Below are 20,495 nucleotides of genomic sequence, written 5' to 3'. Positions count from 1 at the left end.
ATGAGGTATGAAGCATTGAGATTATTATGTTTTTTTGATTTACCAATGGAATCCAAGGATGAAAAAAGAATATATCGTAATTTTCGTAAAGAATTAATTTCAAATGGGTTTGAAATGTTACAATTTTCGGTCTACTATCGCACTTGTCCTAATAGAAGCTTTGCAAATAAATTTTATAAGAAGTTAAAGATGAGCAATCTTCCTGCTGGGAATGTGAGACTTTTGGCAGTTACTGAAAAACAATTTTCAGAGATGACATTAATTATAGGTGGTAAAACTAAGCAAGAAGAAATCGTCAGTGATAATAAGTTGGTGGTCATATGAAATTTTTTGTACAACATCCTTACAAAGAACGTATTGAATTAAATATTGGTGCAATCACACAAATTGTTGGTCAGAATAATGAACTCAAATATTATACTTGGCAGATTTTGAACTGGTATTTTGGTGGAAAAAAATACTCAAGTGAGGACTTAAGTATTTTTGATTATGAGGAGCCTACCATACTTGATGAAGTTGGAGAAATAGTGAAACGAAATAGCTATCACTATATCGACATTTCAAGTTTTAAGGATTTACTGGAGCAGATGGAATACAAGAAAGGAACACTTGCCCACGCTTACCTTCGTAAAATTGCCAATCAAGTTGATATAGTAACCCATTTGGAGAAAATTAATGAACAAGTAGAGCTTATAGAAAGAGCAATGAATCAGCATATAAACTTAAACTGTGGACAGGTAGAATACCATTTGGAGAATCTCCCTCTAACACTAGACCAACTACTCACAAAAAATTTTAGCCCATTTTTTGCCATTGAGAACAAGAATCTATCTTTTGAATGGGTTTCTAATATTGATAAACTATCCCTCTTTTTAGAAATGTTAGACCATCTTCTTTCACAAACAACAGAGAAGTATCTCATTGTGCTAAAAAATATTGATGGATTTATCTCAGAAGAATCTTATACTATTTTTTATAGGCAAATCTGTCATCTGGTCAAGAAGTATCCAAATCTAACCTTTATTTTGTTTCCTAGTGACCAAGGCTATTTAAAAATTGATGAAGAAAATAGTAGGTTCGTCAATATTTTATCTGACCAGGTGGAGCATTTGTATGATGTTGAGTTTATGTATGAAAGGGTAATGAAATATTATCCAAGTAATGATTTTCCGACGAGAGAAGGTTTTAGGATGTCTTTAGAAACTGTGACACCTTATTTATTGACAAAAATGCTGAGACAACCTAGTCTCTCACTTGTTGATTCAGTAATATTGAATATCCTAAATCAGCTGTTTCATTTTAGTTACCGTATAAGATATTCTCAGACACCTGATAAGGAACTATTAAATAAATTTTTAGAAAGTAAGGATTGACAAGGACAGTTATTGATTTTATAATCACTATGTGGGTATAAAAACGTCAAAATTTCATTTGAGGTTTTTGTACTCTCAAGATTTAAGTAACTGTACAACGCTGATACAGGCTTTTTAAAAACAAAACAGTTTTTGTACTCTCAAGATTTAAGTAACTGTACAACCGGCGGAGCTTTTCGATTGGCTAAAGCCAAGTTTTTGTACTCTCAAGATTTAAGTAACTGTACAACGCAACTAGCAAGCGCCCCAATTTTTCACGAGTTTTTGTACTCTCAAGATTTAAGTAACTGTACAACAGAGGTTATCAGTTACTCATCAATTCATTTGTTTTTGTACTCTCAAGATTTAAGTAACTGTACAACTAAGCTACTTGATTTAGATAATGAGCGTACAGTTTTTGTACTCTCAAGATTTAAGTAACTGTACAACTTACTTAATTGGATTTGGTCAAACAAACAAGTTTTTGTACTCTCAAGATTTAAGTAACTGTACAACCCTGTACGTTGTCATACTGTTCCTTGGTCAGTTTTTGTACTCTCAAGATTTAAGTAACTGTACAACGTAGTTAGAGGTCCGTATAATGAACTTTTGTTTTTGTACTCTCAAGATTTAAGTAACTGTACAACAGTCACCTCAAAGCTTAAAATTGGGCTGAAGTTTTTGTACTCTCAAGATTTAAGTAACTGTACAACTATTCAGGTATGACTTATGATATGGTAGCGGTTTTTGTACTCTCAAGATTTAAGTAACTGTACAACTGGCATACGGAAAAAGCAGATACAATCGATGTTTTTGTACTCTCAAGATTTAAGTAACTGTACAACAATGACAATATACGAGTTTTTAAATGAGGTGTTTTTGTACTCTCAAGATTTAAGTAACTGTACAACAAGAAGCAGCAAGATGCATCAAACACCGCAGTTTTTGTACTCTCAAGATTTAAGTAACTGTACAACTGCATTTGTAACCATGACTTCTTCTTCGGTAGTTTTTGTACTCTCAAGATTTAAGTAACTGTACAACTTAAATGGGTTATGCTGTTCAATATGCGTCCGTTTTTGTACTCTCAAGATTTAAGTAACTGTACAACTTTCTCCTTCGATGATTGTTCTTCCATCTTGTTTTTGTACTCTCAAGATTTAAGTAACTGTACAACTTGGGAAATTGGGAGAAGATTACAACACGTCGTTTTTGTACTCTCAAGATTTAAGTAACTGTACAACCGTTAACACCGTTGTATTGTTCTTTAGTCAGTTTTTGTACTCTCAAGATTTAAGTAACTGTACAACGGTACTACACCTCAAACGGTGAGTGCATGGGTTTTTGTACTCTCAAGATTTAAGTAACTGTACAACATATTTCGAAAGATACAAGGACACTTACACGTTTTTGTACTCTCAAGATTTAAGTAACTGTACAACCAACCAACGGTAACAGCTACTTTTTACAGTGTTTTTGTACTCTCAAGATTTAAGTAACTGTACAACTGGAAACTAAGAAATGCAATAGAGTGGAAGGTTTTTGTACTCTCAAGATTTAAGTAACTGTACAACGGCTTAACTCGGTTACGAATGTATCATTGTGTTTTTGTACTCTCAAGATTTAAGTAACTGTACAGTTTGATTCAACATAAAAAGCCGGTTCAATTGAACTTGGCTTTTTAAAATACACGATAAACATAAGGATTGTCAGGCTGACTAACCTCTTTAATCTCAGTCAAATTAAGGATAGGGAGGCTCTGTTTAAGGTTTTGATAATAATTCACAGTGATGGTACCAGTGACTGTTACCCAGGTATTATCCTTAAAGGTTTGGTCGCTTCCTGTCGTTGCCAGTCCGTAAACACCTGAATCGGCGATACAGTGGATAATACCGAAACGGAAGATGAACTGATATCCCTCGGTCTGCGGGTCATTGTAAACAAAGCCGGTATAGGTGACCTTCTTACCCACGAAATCGTTTGGATAGAGATAGATGAGCTCCATGACTTCCATGTAATTTTCCGTGGTAATCTGGATGGTCTCACGTCCCTTGTACCTGGCTAGCTCCTTGGTCATCTCCTTCTCATAAGCTGAGGAGGTGAAGTAGGAGCTGGTGTCCGGCCTTAAGTACTGGATAGTCGTTCCCTCTTGATTGGCCTGATTAGGATCGCTCCCTGCCGCCAGTGGAAAATGATAACCTTTAGCTGATACAGTATTGGCATCCAGGGTCACCGTTGGCACTAAGAGCCCAGTGAGAACTGGAAATGCCAAGAGAACGATGCTGGCTCCCTTGGCCACTCGACCTGACAAATGCGAGTGAACCTTTATTTTCTTCATCCAAACGATGAGTTGAACCAAAGCGAGGATGAAGGAAAGCGCCATGGAAATGTAAGCCAGGTAGGAGTAGTGGATATTAATGTACTGGTTGAGCTTGCCAGAAACTTGCAAGTACATGACGAGCTCAAAATACCCAGATAAGATGAGAAAACGTAACATTAAATCACCCCCAATACTAGACAGTAAATGACTGTTACCAGACTTGCGGTTCCCACAAAGAGCCCGACAAAGCGTGTCTTAAACTGGTGTTTCATCATGATCAAGTTCTTGATATCAACCATAGGACCGATGATGAGGAAGGCCACTGTTGGTGCCACTCCAAAACTAGAGAGTAGTGAAGCTCCGATAAAGGCATCTGCCTCAGAACAAAGTGAGAGGATAAAGGCCAGGAGCATCATGATGAGGATGGCTGTCACAGAATTATGACCGATGGTCGTTAGGATTCGGGTAGGTAGGTAGGTCTGCATACTTGCGGCCACCAGGCTCCCGAAAATCAGGTAACGCCCAGTGTCGAAAAATTCATCTACCGCATGAATCAAGGCTTGAAAAACCTTCTTACCAGCTGACAAACCACTATAGTCGTGCACATGACTGACCTTTCGATTTTCCTTAAGAATCTGGTCATCCACCACAAAGCCCAGCAAGATTCCCAAAATCATGGCAATCAAGAAAGCCCCGAGGAAACGTAAAATCACGTACCAAGAGTTCCCAAAGGCCGTATAGGTCGCAAAGAGAACGACTGGATTAATAATAGGGGCAGTTGCCATGAAAGGAATAGCCGTGTAGCTAGGCACTTTTTTCTCTAAAAAGCGCGTGATAATGGGAACAATCCCACACTCACAAGAAGGGAAAATAAAACCAATTAGAGTTCCAAAGAGAATAGCCAGGACCTTGTTTTTCGGCAGGAAGTTTTGGACCTTTTCAGGAGTCAAGAAGACTTCGATAAAGCCAGACACGATACTTCCCAGTAAAACAAAGGGCAGGGCTTCGATAATAATAGATAGAAAAACTGCCAGAAGCTGAAAAACGCTATCTGGTAGTTGATGAAAAATAGCCATAACTTTTATTTCTTCTTATCTTCTTGAAGACGTTTGTCCTTCTTAGGATCAGTTCCCGCCTTTTCAAAATTAGGGATAACCGCAAAAGATGCCATCATGCTTTCAAGTTCATTTGTTTTTTTCTGAATAACCGCCATAAAAAGCCTCCGATCATCTACAAGGTTTTCTGCCCAAGCATACCTCCTATCGTGGTATAATAGAGTTTATGGAAAATCGAAATTTAGAGACATTGGCTCAAGAATTGGGCCTAAAAAAACAACAAGTTGAAACCGTTTTGGAATTGACCGCAGAAGGTAATACCATTCCCTTCATTGCCCGTTACCGTAAGGAAAAAACCGGAAATCTGGATGAAACTCAAATCAAGGCTATCATTGATATGGATAAGTCTTTGACAGCCCTCCAAGACCGCAAGGAAACGGTTCTGGCAAAGATTGAGGCTCAGGGCAAATTGACTGACCAACTCAAGGCAGCCATCGAAGCGGCTGCAAAGTTGGCAGACGTGGAAGAACTCTACCTTCCCTATAAGGAAAAACGCCGCACTAAAGCGACTATTGCCCGTGAAGCAGGTCTCTTTCCACTGGCTCGTCTTATCTTGCAAAATAGTTCAAACCTCAAAGATGAAGCTGAAAAGTTGACATCCGAAGCCTTTCCAACAGCTGACAAGGCCCTTGCGGGTGCTGTGGATATTTTGGTTGAGGCCTTTTCTGAGGACAATAGCTTGCGCTCTTGGACTTACAACGAAATCTGGAAGAACAGTGAGATCACTTCGATCCTAAAGGATCAATCTCTGGATGAAAAGGAAACCTTCAAGATTTACTATGATTTTGCGGATAAGGTATCTAAACTCCAAGGTTACCGTACTCTGGCCCTTAACCGTGGTGAGAAATTAGGCGTTATCAAGGTAAACTTTAAGCACAATCTTGAGAAAATGCATCGTTTTTACAGTGCCCGTTTCAAGCAAAAAAATGATTATATTGAGGAAGTCATCAACCAGTCGCTCAAGAAGAAAATCATTCCAGCTATGGAGCGTCGTATCCGTAGTGAGTTGACTGAAGCAGCAGAAGATGGAGCCATTAATCTTTTCTCTCAAAATCTTCGAAGCCTTCTCCTAATCTCACCACTTAAAGGAAAGAGGGTACTTGGATTTGACCCAGCCTTTCGTACAGGAGCTAAATTGGCCGTCGTTGACCAAATAGGGAAACTGATTACAACTCAGGTCATCTATCCAGTTGCTCCAGCAAGTCAAGCTAAGATTGCTCAAGCTAAGAAAGACTTGGCTGACCTTATCAAAGAGCATGCTATTGAGATTATTGCTATCGGAAATGGAACAGCCAGCCGTGAAAGTGAAGCCTTTGTGGCAGAAGTCCTCAAAGATTTCCCAGAGACCTCTTATGTCATTGTCAATGAAAGTGGTGCCTCAGTCTACTCTGCTTCAGAGTTGGCCCGTCATGAGTTCCCAGACTTGACGGTCGAAAAGCGCTCTGCTATTTCCATTGCCCGTCGTCTTCAAGACCCTCTGGCGGAATTGGTTAAGATTGACCCCAAATCAATCGGAGTAGGCCAATACCAGCACGATGTTAGCCAGAAGAAACTCTCTGAAAATCTTGATTTCGTCGTTGATACCGTGGTTAACCAGGTTGGTGTCAATGTCAATACGGCAAGTAGTACTCTCTTGTCACATGTCTCAGGTCTCAACAAGACTATCTCAGAAAATATTGTTGCCTACCGTGAGGAAAATGGGGAGTTTACATCACGTGATGAAATTAAGAAGGTCCCACGTCTTGGTGCCAAAGCCTTTGAACAAGCTGCCGGTTTCCTCCGTATTCCAAACGCTAAAAATATCTTGGATAATACGGGAGTCCACCCAGAGTCTTATCCAGCGGTGAAGGCTCTCTTCAAGCAGTTAGACATCACAGATTTGGACGACTCTGCTAAGGCAAAATTGAAGGCTCTTAATCTTAATGACACAGCAGAAGAGCTAGGGCTTGGTCAGGAAACCCTTAAAGATATCATTGCTGACCTTTTAAAACCAGGTCGAGACTTGCGTGATGATTTTGAAGCACCGGTACTTCGCAAGGATGTTCTTGAGCTCAAAGACTTGTCGGTGGGGCAAAAACTTGAAGGAACAGTACGTAACGTTGTGGACTTTGGTGCTTTTGTGGATATCGGTGTCCATGAGGATGGTCTTATCCATATCTCTGAGATGAGTAAGAGTTTCGTTAACCATCCAAGCCAAGTGGTTTCTGTTGGGGATTTAGTTACCGTATGGGTGTCAAAAATTGACTTAGAACACGAAAAGCTTAATCTTTCCTTGGTGAATCCACGTGAATCTAACTGATTATGTTAAGACAGTTTCTATCGAAGATTTCGGTTGGAAATTTAAGCATCAAGCCTTGTGGAACAAGCGCCTGAGGACCACTGGAGGTCGTTTCTTCCCCAAGGATGGACACTTAGATTTCAATCCGAAACTTTATGAAGAACACGGCCTCGAGACCTTTCGGAAAATCGTCCGTCATGAACTCTGTCACTACCACCTTTATTTTCAAGGGAAGGGCTGCAAACATGGGGATAGAGATTTCAAGGACCTACTAGCTAGGGTGGATGGCCTTAGGTACGCCCCCAAAATGCGAAACCAGGCAGAAAATTACTTCCTTTATCAGTGCCAATCTTGTGGTCACACTTACCGTCGCAAACGCCGTGTCAATACACAGAAATTTGGATGCGGTTTGTGCCAAGGCAAACTCATTTTTCTAAATCAGTCCTAGGACTGATTTTTTTTGTCTCAAAAAATCATACAATGATATCAACGAAATGATAGGAGAAGAAAACCATGCCAAATCACTTCTATAAGATACGAAAAAATAGACTCGTCGCCGGTGTTGTTGCAGGTTTGGCAGATAAATTTGGCTGGAACCTCACTTTGGCTCGTGTCTTAGCTATTATTCTCATGGTTTCCACGCAGTTTGGAATCTTCTTATACTTAGTTTTAGCCCTCCTCCTTCCTTATAAAGAGGATATTTATCCCGAAATAAAACTTAAGGATGGAAGAAAACGCAAAAATGCTGAACCTGTAGAAGACGAGTGGAAATGGTGAGTAAATGATAACAGAAAAGATCTATGATTGACCTTAGTGTTAGTCATAGGTCTTTTTTTTTGCTTTGCGAACCGCATTGAAAACCTTTTTATGATACAATGAAACTAGTAAATAATCGGAGGAAATAACATGACAGTAACTGTTAAAATGTTGGTTGATAAGCTTAAACTTAAGGTTGTCTATGGGAATGAGGAGCTTTTGGCAAAAGCGATAACAACGGCTGATATCTCTCGTCCTGGTTTAGAAATGACGGGTTATTTTGACTATTATTCACCAGAACGACTTCAGTTGGTTGGGATGAAGGAGTGGTCCTACCTTAAAACCATGACTGCTAATAACCGTTATTCTGTTTTTGCTAATATATTTAGAGAGGAAACTCCAGCTGTTGTCGTGGCACGTGGTCTTGAGATTCCAGAAGAGATGCTTCAAGCTGCTAAGGAAAATGGTGTAGCAGTTCTTCAAGGACGCAACTCTACATCATCACTTTCAGGTGACATGTCTTGGTATCTCAACTCTCAATTAGCTGAACGTACTAGTGTCCATGGTGTTCTGGTAGATATCTACGGGATGGGTGTTCTTATTCAAGGGGACTCTGGTATCGGTAAGAGTGAGACAGCGCTCGAGTTGGTGAAACGTGGCCACCGTCTAGTTGCTGATGACCGTGTAGATGTCTATGCTAAGGATGAGGGAACTCTCTGGGGGGAACCTGCAGAAATTCTTCTCCATCTTCTTGAAATTCGTGGGGTTGGTATCATTGACGTTATGAGTCTTTACGGAGCTAGTGCTGTCCGTAATTCATCTCAAGTTCAGTTGTGCATATATCTTGAGAATTTTGAAAATGACGAGGTCTTTGACCGTCTTGGAAATAGCAATGAAGAGATTGAATTACAGGGCGTTAAGATTCCACGTATCCGTATTCCTGTTAAGACAGGACGTAACGTGTCAGTCGTTATAGAAGCTGCAGCAATGAACTATCGTGCTAAGCAAATGGGATATGATGCAACCAAAACTTTTAAGGACCGTTTGACCGACCTCATTAGTAAGAATGGTGAAGACTAATGTTAGCTACTATTGATCCAATTGCTCTAAGACTTGGTCCAATCAGTATTCATTGGTATGCTATCTTTATTGTATCTGGTCTTTTGCTTGCAGTTTATCTGGCTCAGCGTTTGGCTCCTGAAAAGGGAATCAATCCTGAGCATATCTTAGATTTTATTCTCTTAGCCTTTCCTATAGCCATTGTTGGTGCTAGGCTCTACTATGTGATTTTCCAGTGGTCTTATTACAGCCAAAATCCATCGGAAATTTTTGCGATTTGGAATGGTGGAATTGCTATCTATGGTGGCTTGATTGCTGGTGCAGCTGTCCTTTATTGGTTCGCCAAACGTCATGCTATAGCGGTTTTAGATTTTCTAGATATTGCGGCCCCTGGGGTCATGATAGCTCAGAGCATCGGTCGCTGGGGAAATTTTGTCAATCAAGAGGCCTATGGAAAAGCAGTTAGTCAACTGAATTATCTTCCAGAAATTATCCGTCAGCAGATGTTTATTGATGGAAGCTACCGTGTACCTACCTTCCTTTATGAAAGCCTATGGAATTTAGTTGGTTTTAGCATTATTCTGGGACTACGATATTTTAATAAGGGATTGCGACAGGGAGATGTGACTTCATTTTACCTTATCTGGTATGGACTTGGACGCTTTGTCATTGAAGGCATGCGTACGGATAGTCTTATGTTTGTCGGCTTGCGTGTCTCACAATGGGTCAGCATTTCCATCATTATCCTTGGAGCTGTCCTCTTATATTTCCGTAAACAACGTCAAAAAGCAGATTATAAAATGAAAAACTAGTCATACTGTTCAGACTTTGTTATAATGAAGTGAAAATTATAATAACAAAGGTCATACGAGGCAGGAGTCAAACATTCAGTTTTTTTGTTAACCTTTTAAACAGGTCAAAGGAGTCTAAAACTATGGTAGAAATTGCATTTCTTATTATCGCAATCGCACTTGCTGCATTTCTAATTGCATTAATCCCAACTTTACTTCGCACACGTCATGTTGTCAAAGAAGTTGAAGAAACAGTTGCGGTTCTTCGTACAGATATTAACGTAACACTTCACCAAACAAATGAAATTTTGGCTAAGGCTAATGTCTTGGTTGAAGATGTTAATGAAAAAGTTCAAACGATTGATCCTCTCTTTGTAGCAGTAGCTGATCTTTCAGAAAGTGTTTCTGACTTGAATACTCGAGCTCGTCACCTCGCTGCTAAGGCAAGTGCAGCAGGAGCAAGTGTCGGTAAAGCAGGCTCAGCCTTTGCTATCGGCAAGGTTGCTTCAAAACTATTTGGTAAAAAAGACAAGAAAAAATAAGGAGGTCTTTTCATGAGTAAATTTCTAAACACCCTAATTATTGGTGCAGCATCTGGAGCTGCAGCAGCGTATTTCTTTACAACTGAAAAAGGTAAAGCAGTTAAAGCACGTATTGATGAGGAAATCGCTTCATTCAAAGAAGATCCTAAAGCTTACCAAAATCAAGTAGTGGAAAAAGTTAGCGACTATAAAGAATTAGCAGTCGATACTTTCCAAGATTATAAAACAAAATTTGAAAATGGCGACATCACTGCAACTGATTTGACAAAAGCCGTTCAAGAAAAAACAGCTCAAGTTGCTGACTTTGCAAAAGAGAGCTTTGAACTCATCAAGGAAAAAACAGCTCAAGTAACACCTGAGCAAGCCAATGTTAAAGCAGAAACAAAAGCTATCGTTGATGATATCTTCATTGATATCAAAGATATCTCTGAAGAAGTAGCAGAATCAAACTAAAAAGAACGTTGACTCCTTAGTCAACGTTCTTTTGCTTTAAGATATTCGATTAGGACATAAATGCCTAACTGACCAATGGCGCTAATGGTAATTGCCCAGAAGAAGGCCCAGAAGGTAGCTACCTGTGCTACCAAGAAAAGGAAGGCAACTAGGACTGTTGAAACACAGAAGCTTGAGACACGTCCAAAGAAAATCATATCTTGTAGTTTAATACTATTACTATTTAGACCTTGATCGTCTTGATAATTGGTCGTTTGACGACGTTCAATCTCGAAATCTTCGATGTGATCAAATTGACGGTGTAAGTTGTCAGCCATGTCTGCCTCCTTTCTATATAAAGTACCTAAACCACTATTTTGTGTAGGCTAAAAGACTGAGTCAGTATTTTACTAGTTACAATCTTTTTAATAATACCATAAAAAGTTTATATTGCAAAGTTTTTTTTTGAAATTCTAGTATTATAAAACTATTTTTAAATATCAAAATACGATTTAACAAAACCTAAAAGTTCTAAAAAAATCAATCAATTTGTGCTATAATATGAGTTATGAAAAAAATAGTGATTACAGCGACAGCTGAGAGCTACGAGCAGGCACGTGAGCTCCTAGAACTTGGCGTAGATCGTATTTACATCGGCGAAAAAACTTTTGGCCTTCGTTTGCCTAAGCCTCTTTCATTCGCAGAAATGCGAAAAATCGCAGAGCTGGTACATGAGTCAGGTAAAGAGTTAACTGTTGCAGTTAACGCCCTCATGCACCAAAGTATGATGGATGCTCTTCCTGACTACCTTGATTTTCTTGAAGAAATTAAAGCAGATTATATCACGGTTGGTGATGCAGGAGTTTTCTACATCTGTAACCGTGATAAACGTCCCTTCAAAATGATTTATGATGCTTCAACCATGGTAACCTCTAGCCGTCAGATTAATTTCTGGGGCAAACAGGCAGGAGCATCTGAAGCTGTTTTGGCCCGTGAGATTCCATCTGCGGAACTCTTCATCATGGCTGAAAATCTTCAAATTCCAGCAGAGGTTTTGGTTTACGGGGCAAGTATCATTCACCACTCAAAACGACCACTTCTTCAAAACTACTACAACTTTATCAAAACGGATGAAGCTGTTACCAAAGAACGTGACCTCTTTCTTTCTGAACCTGGAGATCCAGATTCTCACTACTCAGTCTATGAAGACTTGCATGGAACACATATCTTTGCCAATAATGACCTGGATATGATGACTAAGCTTTCAGAACTCGTTGAGCATGGTTTTGACCACTGGAAGTTGGACGGTGTTTATTGCCCAGGTGAAAACTTTGTAAAAATTACCGAATATTTTGTGAAGGCTCGTGACCTCATCGAGGCTGGAGAATTTTCACAGGATCAAGCCTTCCTCTTCGATGAAGCCATTCATAAATTACACCCAGCCAACCGTGGTTTGGACACAGGTTTCTATGATTATGAACCTGACCGTGTAAAATAAAATTACGTCCTCCTTCGGTTGAGAGTTTTCCATTTTCAGGGAACGAAAGATCTATCCTAAAAACTAAAATCGACAATCTTGCAAATTGGAGAAATTATGACTACAACTAAAAAACGCCCAGAGGTACTGGTACCTGCTGGGACTTTGGAAAAATTGAGAGTTGCTGTAAATTACGGCGCAGATGCTGTTTTCGTTGGTGGACAAGCCTATGGTTTGCGTAGCCGTGCTGGAAACTTTACCATGGATGAGCTTCGTGAAGGTATCGAATACGCTCACGCTCGTGGCGTTGACGTGCACGTTGCTTCTAACATGGTTACCCATGAAGGAAATGAAAAAGGTGCAGGTGAGTGGTTCCGTGAATTGCGTGATATGGGACTCGATGCCGTTATTGCATCTGATCCAGCCTTGATTGAAATCTGTTCAACCTATGCTCCAGGCCTTAACATCCACTTGTCAACGCAAGCATCTGCGACAAACGTTGAAACTTTTCATTTTTGGAAACAGTATGGCTTGACTCGTGTTGTTTTAGCACGTGAGGTTACTATGGAAGAATTAGCTGAAATCCGTAAACGTACGGACCTTGAAATTGAGGCCTTTGTCCATGGTGCTATGTGTATCTCATACTCAGGTCGCTGTACCCTTTCTAACCACATGTCAGACCGTGATGCCAACCGTGGTGGTTGTTCACAGTCATGCCGTTGGAAATATGACCTTTACGACATGCCATTCGGCCAAGAGCGAAAGAGTATTCACGGTGAAGTTCCTGAAGAATACTCAATGTCAGCTGTTGACATGTGTATGATTGAAAACATCCCGGACCTTATCGATAATGGTGTTGATAGCCTGAAAATCGAAGGTCGTATGAAATCTGTCCATTACGTATCAACAGTTGCCAACTGTTACAAGGCGGCCTGTGATGCTTACATGGAAAGTGCAGAAGCCTTTTATGCTATTAAAGATGATTTGGTTAACGAGCTTTGGAAAGTTGCCCAACGTGAATTGGCAACAGGTTTTTATTACAAGACTCCAACAGAAAACGAGCAACTCTTTGGTGCCCGTCGTAAGATTCCACAATACAAATTTGTTGGTGAAGTAGTAGATTTTGACCCAGTAACTATGACAGCTACGATCCGTCAACGTAATGTTATCCTCGAAGGTGACCACGTTGAATTCTACGGACCAGGCTTCCGTCATTTCGAGTGTGAGATCAAAGATCTTCACGATGCTAATGGTAATAAGATTGATCGTGCACCAAACCCAATGGAACTTCTTACTATTACCGTGCCACAAGAAGTTAAACCTGGTGATATGATTCGTTCAACTAAAGAAGGTTTGATTAATCTCTACCAAAAAGACGGTTCAAGTAAGACTGTTCGTGTCTAATGACGAGAAAAATATATGGTCTCTTGGTAGATAATGAGAGCAGGTGCCAGCATTATCACACAGAGCTAGATATCGTTGCCCTAAAATGCTTCGATTGTCTGAAGTATTATGCTTGTTATCAGTGTCATGATAGGCTTGGAGGAACACATAGCTTTCGAGCTTATCCTTGTCATCTCAAGCAGGACAAGGTCCTTATCTGTGGTGTTTATCAGCATGAGATGGTTATTGATGAGTATCAAGAGGCAATAGTTTGTCCTAATTGTCACAGTGCTTTCAACCTAGCTTGTTCAAAGCATTATGATATTTATTTTGAAAAATAAAAAGATTGAAGATTCTGTTCACAGGAACAAAGTCTTCAATCTTTTTTTCTTTAGTTAAAGTAGCTATGACTTTTTAGAGCTTTTAATACTGGCTTAGTCACCAAAGTAACAATCAGACCTTTAATGAGGTCGGGAATGATAAAGGGTGTCAAACCGACCGCCACAGCTGCAGACCAACCCATCTTTCCAAGAAAGTGCAGGCTAAGGATACCACCGACAAAGACAAGCGCATCTCCCAAAACAAAAGCCAAAAAGCTTTTCCAGATAGGGGTCTTAGCATGGGTTAGTGCTGATGTGACAAGAGCAAAAAAAGGATAGGCAAGAAGATAGCCAGCTGAAGGACCAAAGAAGGATTGAAGCCCACCGCCACCTCCTGCGAAAACGGGTAAACCAATAGCGCCAAGAATAAGATAGAGGATAGCAGAAAGAGTAGCTTCCCTCGGTTTAAAAACAGCAGCCACAAGTCCTACAGCAAAGGTCTGTAGAGTAATGGGAACTGCCCCAATCGGAATGATGATTTGAGCCAGTGCAGCAATAATAGCAGCACCAAAAGCTGGAAGAATAAGGGATAGTGTCCGATTTTGTGTCATTTGAGTTAACCTCGAGCGATTTGATAGTTAACTTATAATACCAAGACCTACTATATTAGTCAACCCAAAAATAAAAAGAGGTTAACTAATATACTTAACCTCGTTGAGATATGATTTTTAGACGTTTAATGTCTTTTAGTTCAATCATACTGATAACTTTGTCCTGCTCGATAAAGATAGCTTGACGTTGGCTGTCATAACGATTGATGTAGCCCTTATAGGTCCTATGATTAGAAGCCAGCATGACCATTTGTTTATTATCAATAGCATGATAGATATCATTAATAAGATAATTTTGCATTAGGTGGACAGGTTTGCAGTGACCTGTTTCCACAAACTGATGAAGCTGATGCTTTACCGCTTCTAAAAAGTTTATCATGGTCATTTCCTTCGTTTCTTGATAAAATAATTATAGCATGAAAGGTAAAATTTTGTGGATAACTTTTTGCTAAATCCTGAAATTTTCACAGGAAAAAAACGAATAAAGTTAGTGGAGGTAAGCAAATGGCAGAATTTTCATTTGAAATTGAAGAAAAACTCTTGGTATTGTCTGAGAATGATAAGGGATGGACTAAGGAGCTTAATCGTGTGAGCTTTAACGGAGCACCAGCCAAGTACGATATCCGCACTTGGAGTCCAGACCACACCAAGATGGGCAAGGGAATTACCCTTAGTAACGAAGAATTTCAAGTTCTCGTTGACGCCTTCAAAAACTAAAACAAGGTCAGCATGGTGCTAGCCTTGTTTTTTTTTTAAAACGTATCAAAGATAAGTTTGAGATTGAGAATGGTTAGGACAATAGCGATGGCATAACCGAGGTAGGTATTCCACTTGGCATTGACGTGTTTTCCCATGAGTGATTTTTTAGAAGTGTAGTAAATCAAAGGGAAAATAGAGAATGGCAAGGCAATTGAAAGGAATACTTGTGAATACACCAAGAGTTGATCCAGTGTCTTTTCTTGATCGCCGTAGAGAATAGCTACAATGATAACAGGTAGCAGGGCGAAGAGACGTGTGAACAAACGAATTACCCACTTTGGTAACCTCATGTGGAGGAAACCTTCCATGACAATTTGACCACTCAAAGTACCAGTGATAGTAGAGTTTTGACCACTAGCCAAGAGCGCCAAGGCAAAGAGAGTTGAAAGTGTCGAACTAGCTAACGCACCAGCAATCTTAGAGTCCTGAAGGGCATTGTACATTTGTGAGAAGGCTGAAATATCAGAAGCGTGACCAAAGAAGAGAGCTGCCCCCAAAATCAAGAGGAGGGAGTTAACCACAAAGGCCAAAGACAATTGAATGTTGGAGTCCCAGGTCATGAAACGGACAGCCTTGGTCACGTCTTTATCATCTGAATAGTCAACCTTACGAGTCTGTGACAAGGATGAGTGCAAGTAGAGGTTATGTGGCATAACGGTTGCCCCCACAATCCCAAGTGCCAAAGTCAATTGGTTGGTGTCCCCAGCAGCATGTGGCTCGAAGAGTGCTGGCGTAGGAAGATAACCCTCGAGGATTCCCGCAACACTAGGCTCAGACAAGGCTACTAGATAGGCAAAGATAACCAAGATGGTCAAAATTAAGGTTGAAACAATAGCCTCGATTTTCCTGAATCCCAGCTTCATGATGAGCAGGAGTAGGAAGACGTCAAGGACTGTCACCAGAATAGCAACCATGATTGGAATACCAAAGAGTAGGTTAAGAGCGATGCCAGAACCAAGTACCTCAGCCAAGTCCGTCGCCATTAAGGCCAGCTCAAGAATCACCCAAAGCGTGTATCGCAACCATTTAGGTGAGTGGTAGGCAGTCGCTTGAGCTAGGTCCATTTGGGTCACAACCCCTAATTTTCCGGCCATTTGTTGCAACTGCATAGCGATTAATGATGAAATTAAGATGACAAAGAGTAGGCTGTACTTGTAGGTCGCCCCACCGACGACACTTGTTATCCAGTTCCCTGGATCCATGTAACCCACGGCCACAAGAGCCCCAGGTCCCAAGAAAGCCTTAAGATTTTGCCAAAAACGATTATTATTAGGTGTATCTACGGATTGGTTTACCTCAGAAAGGGAAACCTTTTTTGAAAATGTCATAAATACCTCTTTCTAAGTCGCATCTGCCTAAAAGTGTATTATTTCTAGACAGACGGACAGTTCCATTATAACACTATGAGCAAGATATGCAAGGTTTTCGAAAGGTTTTGACTTTTTAATCATTAATGTTGTATCCCTACTTTTTATACTAAAGTATAGGAGTACATATATTACTATATTGGGAAGAAAAATAATTGAAAGCATTTCAACTAACAGCCAAGAAAAAGATTGCTTTGAAACTCTTAGCTGTCATTGCGATTGTTTTGGTGATTTATATCATTAACATACAAACGAATCAACCAGACAATTTACCTGCAAATTACATGGAGTGCCTTAAAAATCCTGAAATAACAGAAAATTACATCGGTCTCTGGAAGTCTCATTGGCATGAAGAAAATAAAGCATGGCTTTATCCTGCTAAACAATACGCGATTTATGCAGAAGTAGCCCTCGCTTGTTTATCAGCTTGGATTGCAGCATCAAAAGCAAAATTTTGGAAATAAGAAAATGCTTCTCTCGATTGAGGGAAACATTTTTAAATAACAAATTTAAGTTTGTTTGTCGTGATAGCTTTTTGATAGAATACTATCTGGAGGAATGTTACATGTCTAAAAAAATCATTAATGTTGTGGCAGCAGCCATCGAAAAAGATGGTAAAATCTTTTGTGCCCAACGACCAGAAGGAAAAAGCTTGGGTGGATACTGGGAGTTTCCTGGTGGTAAGTTGGAAGAAGGAGAATCCCCTGAAGAAGCTTTGATTCGAGAGATTTATGAAGAACTAAATTCCAAGATTGAGATTATTTCGTTTGTCAATGAGGCCTCCTATGATTATGATTTTGGAACTGTTGTTATGAATACCTTTCATGCTAAACTGGTTTGTGGAAATCTAGATTTGTTGGAGCATCAGGATTCAGTTTGGTTAGAGCCAAGTCGCTTGAAAACTTTGAATTGGGCACCTGTAGATAGACCAGCTGTAGAATTGTTATCAAAATAAGAGCATCACTTATGTGGTGCTCTTATTTATTAGTTATGTAACGATAAAGAGTGTCAGGGACAGGATTATCTAGTTTGAAATTCATAGTAACAATACTTTCATTACCACTTTCCAGTGGGCGTACTAATTCTTCAACAGTAGATGGCACGATGGTCAAGTCACCTAAATAGTAGAAATCGCCGCCCTCAGCATCATCTTTAATAATAAATAATTTTAGGTCTAATCCATTTTCAGGGGAATTGATAATTGTTTTTACATCTGGAGACTCAAGTGTACGCTTGTTTTTAGAAAACCACTTAAGAGTAGTCTCGTTTAATAACTCATCTTCGTATTTGATAGTATCACTGATTTCATCATCCTTATGGTAGGTGATGAAGATTGGACAAGTGTTAGTATTCTTGTCTATTTTATAGCCACCGATGTTAAGTGGGGGTTCATCTTTAAACCAGTTCAGAAGTTTACAGACATCACGACGAGAATATTTTTGACCGATTGTAAATATTTCAGGATAATCATTTGTTTTATATAGTCCTGCCTCAATAACATCCTTAAAGAGCAAGGTGAAATCGGAGTTTTTGAAACTATCTATGACCTCAGGATTGAGCTTATAAACATTTTTTTCTAGAGTGACCAGAGGTTCTGTGCCGAATTTTTTTACCTCTTGAGATTTAAGAAATTGAAGACTTAGTACATTCTTAACAGAGGAGATAATTGAGTCTTTAGTAGATAATTGTTCTGTTTCCAAAATCTTAATAAACTTATCTTTTGAGATTTCACCCTTTTTGATAAGTTCCTGAAGTAGAAGAAGCTCATGTTTTCGTTTACCAGGAAGAAGTTCAAATGTGATAAAACTCAACCAGTTACTCTCGGTATCAGTGAGTTCTATTGCCTTGTTTGAAAATTTGTTAATAACATCCGCATAGTTTTTGAAGCTATTATTGTTGAAAAATACTATTGGATCAATATTATCAAAGGTTAAATGATCGATTAGCATAGGCGTTCTACCAAGTTTATTTTCAAGATCAGTATAGGCATCTGTGAGAATTTTCATGTTAGATAGAACCGTGTTTGTAATCGATTTGAAGATTTGTTCCTTAGCAACTTCCTCAAAGGTCACGGTTGTTAAACCACTCAAGATGTTTGGTTCTCGTAGTTCACGACGGTAATTATCTTTATTCATAGATTTATCACCGAATAATGCAATTGGAATCAGATAGTTATTTTTGTAATTACCAATAAAATCAATGATAGTAACGTAATCCTTACTTTTATGTTTACGAAGTCCACGACCAAGCTGCTGAACAAAAATGATACTTGATTGCGTGTTACGCAACATAACTACCTGGTTTACGGATGGTATGTCTATCCCTTCATTAAAAATATCAACGGTCAAGATATATTCAAGCTTCCCATCTTCTAATTGCTTAACAACCTTTTCACGATAGTTGATATCGTCATCACCAGTCAATGCGATGGTACGTTTTCCATGTTGATTAAGTTTTTTTGATAATTCTCTGGCTTCTGCTTTTGATGAGCAAAAAATAAGTCCACGAACTTGATTATTACAAACACCATAGAAATCAATTTTATTTAGAATATGTTTGACACGCTCATCTGATGTAAGGTTTGAGATATTTGATTTTTCGTCAATAAGTTGACCATCAATTTCGATGTCTTTAACACCAAAATAAATGAAAGGACAGAGCATGTCATTTTCTAATGCATCTTGTAAGCGAATCTCATAGGCAATATTATAGTCAAAAATTTCGTAAATATTTTGGCCATCAGTACGTTCAGGAGTTGCTGTCATACCTAGATAAAAATTCGGTGTAAAATGGCCCATAACTTTTTTGTATGAATCAGCTCCAGCCTTATGCACTTCGTCAATGAGAATATAGTCGAAGAAGTCTTTTGAAAAAGCTTTTAAGTTATCCTCGCGTGATAATGTTTGGATAGTCGCGAAGATATATTTTTTTCCATTTAAATCATCACCTGAGTGATAAATATGTCCTTCAGATGGATTAAAGCCCAGAACTTTTTGAAAATCTATTAAAGATTTTTTGAGAATCTGTTCACGATGGACGATGAATAGCATGCGCTCAGGATTATATTGTTTAACGTCAAAGGCAGATAAAAATGTCTTACCAGTACCTGTGGCACTGATAACAAGTGCCCTGTCTTTTCCCTGTTCCCGAATATTTCTGAGCCCTTCAAGTGCGGCTTCTTGCATTTTATTAGGAACAATTTTTTCAGCTGAATAAGGGAGCTTTTCTTCATCATTAATCTTTGTGAGACTAATGATTTTCTTTCTCTTTTTAGCATAGGTCTCTATTATTTCGGGTGTTAGTAGCTCTGATTGTTCCCAAATACGGTCAAATTCTGATTTGGTATTTTGAACAAACTCCCCGTTATGAGTAGAGGTCAGTTTGATATTCCACTCATAATTAATTTTTAGAGATGTATGTGTGAGGTTTGAACTGCCTGAGATCAGTACCTGTTTACCAGTATGTTCGAAAAGATAGAATTTGGCGTGCATCTGTATTTTTTCGGGTGTTAAACGGACTTCAACGTTTTTAAGCTTTAGTAGCTCACGCATTGCATCAGGGTCATTGAAATCTAGATATGGGGAAATCAAGATTTTCCCTGGCACTTTCTTATCCATTAGGTCTGATAATTGCGACTTAATCATGGCAATTCCATTTTTAGTGACAAAGGCGACAGAAAAGTAGAAAGCAGCACACTTACTTAATTCTTTCTGTAAGTCTGTCAAGACATAGCGTTTTTCATCACTATTATTCACAAGAATCTGAGGAGAATAGCCACCATCTTGATATTTAATGTTATCAACAAAACCAAACTTAAGTGATTTTATCAAAGTGTCCTGAAATAAATTAATTCCCTCTGGCATGTATAATCCCTCTCTAAGAATACAAATTACTAACATTATATCAAAAATAGGTATAGATAATATTTTCATA

The 20,495-nt window shown here is 39.1% G+C and carries 23 protein-coding genes and 1 CRISPR repeat array; of the genes, 15 read left to right on the top strand and 8 right to left on the bottom strand.

What is annotated here, in order from left to right; all coding sequences use genetic code 11:
* Together cas2 and csn2-St are read left to right on the top strand one after the other, a co-directional pair.
* The gene (gene cas2, locus MHH90_RS06510) at positions 1-324 is read left to right on the top strand and encodes a CRISPR-associated endonuclease Cas2 (protein ID WP_002946754.1); all 324 of its coding nucleotides are present in this window, start codon (positions 1-3) and stop codon (positions 322-324) included.
* Entirely contained in the window at positions 321-1,373 is a 1,053-nt protein-coding gene (gene csn2-St, locus MHH90_RS06505; protein WP_164135596.1) for a CRISPR-associated protein Csn2-St, read from the top strand. The genes cas2 and csn2-St overlap by 4 nt, the downstream gene beginning before the upstream one ends.
* Positions 1,374-1,436: 63 nt before the next feature.
* Positions 1,437-2,992: a CRISPR direct-repeat array (repeat unit 36 nt; unit sequence GTTTTTGTACTCTCAAGATTTAAGTAACTGTACAAC).
* 41 nt (positions 2,993-3,033) lie between these two features.
* Here the strand turns inward: csn2-St and MHH90_RS06500 are convergent.
* Genes MHH90_RS06500 through MHH90_RS06490 form a run of 3 tightly spaced genes read right to left on the bottom strand, consistent with a single transcriptional unit; the run spans position 3,034 to position 4,885 of the window.
* The gene (locus tag MHH90_RS06500) at positions 3,034-3,849 is read right to left on the bottom strand and encodes a TIGR03943 family putative permease subunit (protein ID WP_095559302.1); all 816 of its coding nucleotides are present in this window, start codon (positions 3,847-3,849) and stop codon (positions 3,034-3,036) included.
* A complete protein-coding gene (locus MHH90_RS06495; protein WP_113870394.1) occupies positions 3,849-4,748 on the bottom strand; it encodes a permease in 900 nt (299 codons plus the stop codon). The genes MHH90_RS06500 and MHH90_RS06495 overlap by 1 nt, the downstream gene beginning before the upstream one ends.
* A gap of 5 nt (positions 4,749-4,753) precedes the next feature.
* Entirely contained in the window at positions 4,754-4,885 is a 132-nt protein-coding gene (locus MHH90_RS06490) for an SPJ_0845 family protein (RefSeq protein WP_258258840.1), read from the bottom strand.
* 68 nt (positions 4,886-4,953) lie between these two features.
* Here MHH90_RS06490 and MHH90_RS06485 point away from each other — a divergent pair, with 68 nt between their 5' ends.
* The 7 genes from MHH90_RS06485 to MHH90_RS06455 all read left to right on the top strand — a co-directional run bounded on the left by MHH90_RS06485 (position 4,954) and on the right by MHH90_RS06455 (position 10,666).
* Positions 4,954-7,086 carry a Tex family protein gene (locus MHH90_RS06485; RefSeq protein ID WP_113870393.1) on the top strand — a complete coding sequence of 711 codons (2,133 nt, stop codon included), beginning with the start codon at positions 4,954-4,956 and terminating at the stop codon, positions 7,084-7,086.
* Complete coding sequence (locus MHH90_RS06480) at positions 7,073-7,513, top strand: SprT family protein (protein WP_002946099.1); 441 nt, start codon at positions 7,073-7,075, stop codon at positions 7,511-7,513. The genes MHH90_RS06485 and MHH90_RS06480 overlap by 14 nt, the downstream gene beginning before the upstream one ends.
* A gap of 65 nt (positions 7,514-7,578) precedes the next feature.
* Positions 7,579-7,842: a PspC domain-containing protein gene (locus MHH90_RS06475; protein WP_011680963.1), complete on the top strand. Its 264-nt coding sequence runs from the start codon at positions 7,579-7,581 to the stop codon at positions 7,840-7,842.
* A gap of 129 nt (positions 7,843-7,971) precedes the next feature.
* Positions 7,972-8,901: an HPr(Ser) kinase/phosphatase gene (gene hprK / locus MHH90_RS06470; protein ID WP_046206415.1), complete on the top strand. Its 930-nt coding sequence runs from the start codon at positions 7,972-7,974 to the stop codon at positions 8,899-8,901.
* Positions 8,901-9,692, top strand: a complete 792-nt coding sequence (lgt, locus tag MHH90_RS06465; protein ID WP_340725852.1) for a prolipoprotein diacylglyceryl transferase — start codon at positions 8,901-8,903, stop codon at positions 9,690-9,692. Before hprK ends, lgt begins: the two co-directional genes overlap by 1 nt.
* 122 nt (positions 9,693-9,814) lie before the next feature.
* Positions 9,815-10,213 (top strand): DUF948 domain-containing protein, encoded by a 399-nt coding sequence (locus MHH90_RS06460; RefSeq protein ID WP_011680965.1) that lies wholly within the window; start codon positions 9,815-9,817, stop codon positions 10,211-10,213.
* Between the two features lie 12 nt (positions 10,214-10,225).
* Positions 10,226-10,666, top strand: coding sequence for a YtxH domain-containing protein (locus MHH90_RS06455; protein ID WP_002946001.1), 441 nt, complete (start codon positions 10,226-10,228; stop codon positions 10,664-10,666).
* A 20-nt stretch (positions 10,667-10,686) separates the two neighbouring features.
* On the opposite strand, the gene MHH90_RS06450 is transcribed toward MHH90_RS06455, so the two are convergent.
* Positions 10,687-10,983 (bottom strand): DUF3270 domain-containing protein, encoded by a 297-nt coding sequence (locus tag MHH90_RS06450; RefSeq protein WP_002945999.1) that lies wholly within the window; start codon positions 10,981-10,983, stop codon positions 10,687-10,689.
* Positions 10,984-11,213: 230 nt separating this feature from the next.
* Here MHH90_RS06450 and MHH90_RS06445 point away from each other — a divergent pair, with 230 nt between their 5' ends.
* The 3 genes from MHH90_RS06445 to MHH90_RS06435 all read left to right on the top strand — a co-directional run bounded on the left by MHH90_RS06445 (position 11,214) and on the right by MHH90_RS06435 (position 13,846).
* On the top strand, positions 11,214-12,143 hold the full coding sequence (locus tag MHH90_RS06445) for a peptidase U32 family protein (RefSeq protein WP_014608144.1): 930 nt from the start codon (positions 11,214-11,216) through the stop codon (positions 12,141-12,143).
* Positions 12,144-12,239: 96 nt separating this feature from the next.
* Positions 12,240-13,526 (top strand): peptidase U32 family protein, encoded by a 1,287-nt coding sequence (locus MHH90_RS06440; protein ID WP_002945995.1) that lies wholly within the window; start codon positions 12,240-12,242, stop codon positions 13,524-13,526.
* A complete protein-coding gene (locus tag MHH90_RS06435) occupies positions 13,526-13,846 on the top strand; it encodes a CHY zinc finger protein (protein ID WP_014621386.1) in 321 nt (106 codons plus the stop codon). The genes MHH90_RS06440 and MHH90_RS06435 overlap by 1 nt, the downstream gene beginning before the upstream one ends.
* Before the next feature lie 50 nt (positions 13,847-13,896).
* On the opposite strand, the gene MHH90_RS06430 is transcribed toward MHH90_RS06435, so the two are convergent.
* Together MHH90_RS06430 and MHH90_RS06425 are read right to left on the bottom strand one after the other, a co-directional pair.
* Positions 13,897-14,436, bottom strand: a complete 540-nt coding sequence (locus MHH90_RS06430; protein WP_014608145.1) for a biotin transporter BioY — start codon at positions 14,434-14,436, stop codon at positions 13,897-13,899.
* Positions 14,437-14,530: 94 nt separating this feature from the next.
* Positions 14,531-14,815: a hypothetical protein gene (locus MHH90_RS06425; protein ID WP_014608146.1), complete on the bottom strand. Its 285-nt coding sequence runs from the start codon at positions 14,813-14,815 to the stop codon at positions 14,531-14,533.
* A gap of 125 nt (positions 14,816-14,940) precedes the next feature.
* Between MHH90_RS06425 and MHH90_RS06420 the strand changes: the two genes are divergently transcribed.
* Complete coding sequence (locus tag MHH90_RS06420) at positions 14,941-15,153, top strand: YdbC family protein (protein ID WP_002886106.1); 213 nt, start codon at positions 14,941-14,943, stop codon at positions 15,151-15,153.
* Between the two features lie 35 nt (positions 15,154-15,188).
* Here the strand turns inward: MHH90_RS06420 and MHH90_RS06415 are convergent, their stop codons facing one another.
* Complete coding sequence (locus tag MHH90_RS06415) at positions 15,189-16,523, bottom strand: Nramp family divalent metal transporter (RefSeq protein WP_011680970.1); 1,335 nt, start codon at positions 16,521-16,523, stop codon at positions 15,189-15,191.
* A gap of 194 nt (positions 16,524-16,717) precedes the next feature.
* Here MHH90_RS06415 and MHH90_RS06410 point away from each other — a divergent pair, with 194 nt between their 5' ends.
* Together MHH90_RS06410 and MHH90_RS06405 are read left to right on the top strand one after the other, a co-directional pair.
* Positions 16,718-17,026 carry a hypothetical protein gene (locus MHH90_RS06410; protein WP_116920176.1) on the top strand — a complete coding sequence of 103 codons (309 nt, stop codon included), beginning with the start codon at positions 16,718-16,720 and terminating at the stop codon, positions 17,024-17,026.
* 101 nt (positions 17,027-17,127) lie between these two features.
* Complete coding sequence (locus MHH90_RS06405) at positions 17,128-17,517, top strand: (deoxy)nucleoside triphosphate pyrophosphohydrolase (RefSeq protein WP_064355509.1); 390 nt, start codon at positions 17,128-17,130, stop codon at positions 17,515-17,517.
* A gap of 22 nt (positions 17,518-17,539) precedes the next feature.
* Here MHH90_RS06405 and MHH90_RS06400 read toward each other — a convergent pair whose 3' ends face one another.
* Entirely contained in the window at positions 17,540-20,425 is a 2,886-nt protein-coding gene (locus MHH90_RS06400; RefSeq protein WP_023909542.1) for a DUF3427 domain-containing protein, read from the bottom strand.
* Positions 20,426-20,495 lie beyond the last annotated feature (70 nt).

Source organism: Streptococcus sp. FSL E2-3488 (assembly GCF_038003585.1).
In the GTDB taxonomy this organism is placed as follows: Bacteria; Bacillota; Bacilli; order Lactobacillales; family Streptococcaceae; genus Streptococcus; species Streptococcus thermophilus.
This window is presented reverse-complemented; position numbering and strand designations above follow the sequence as displayed.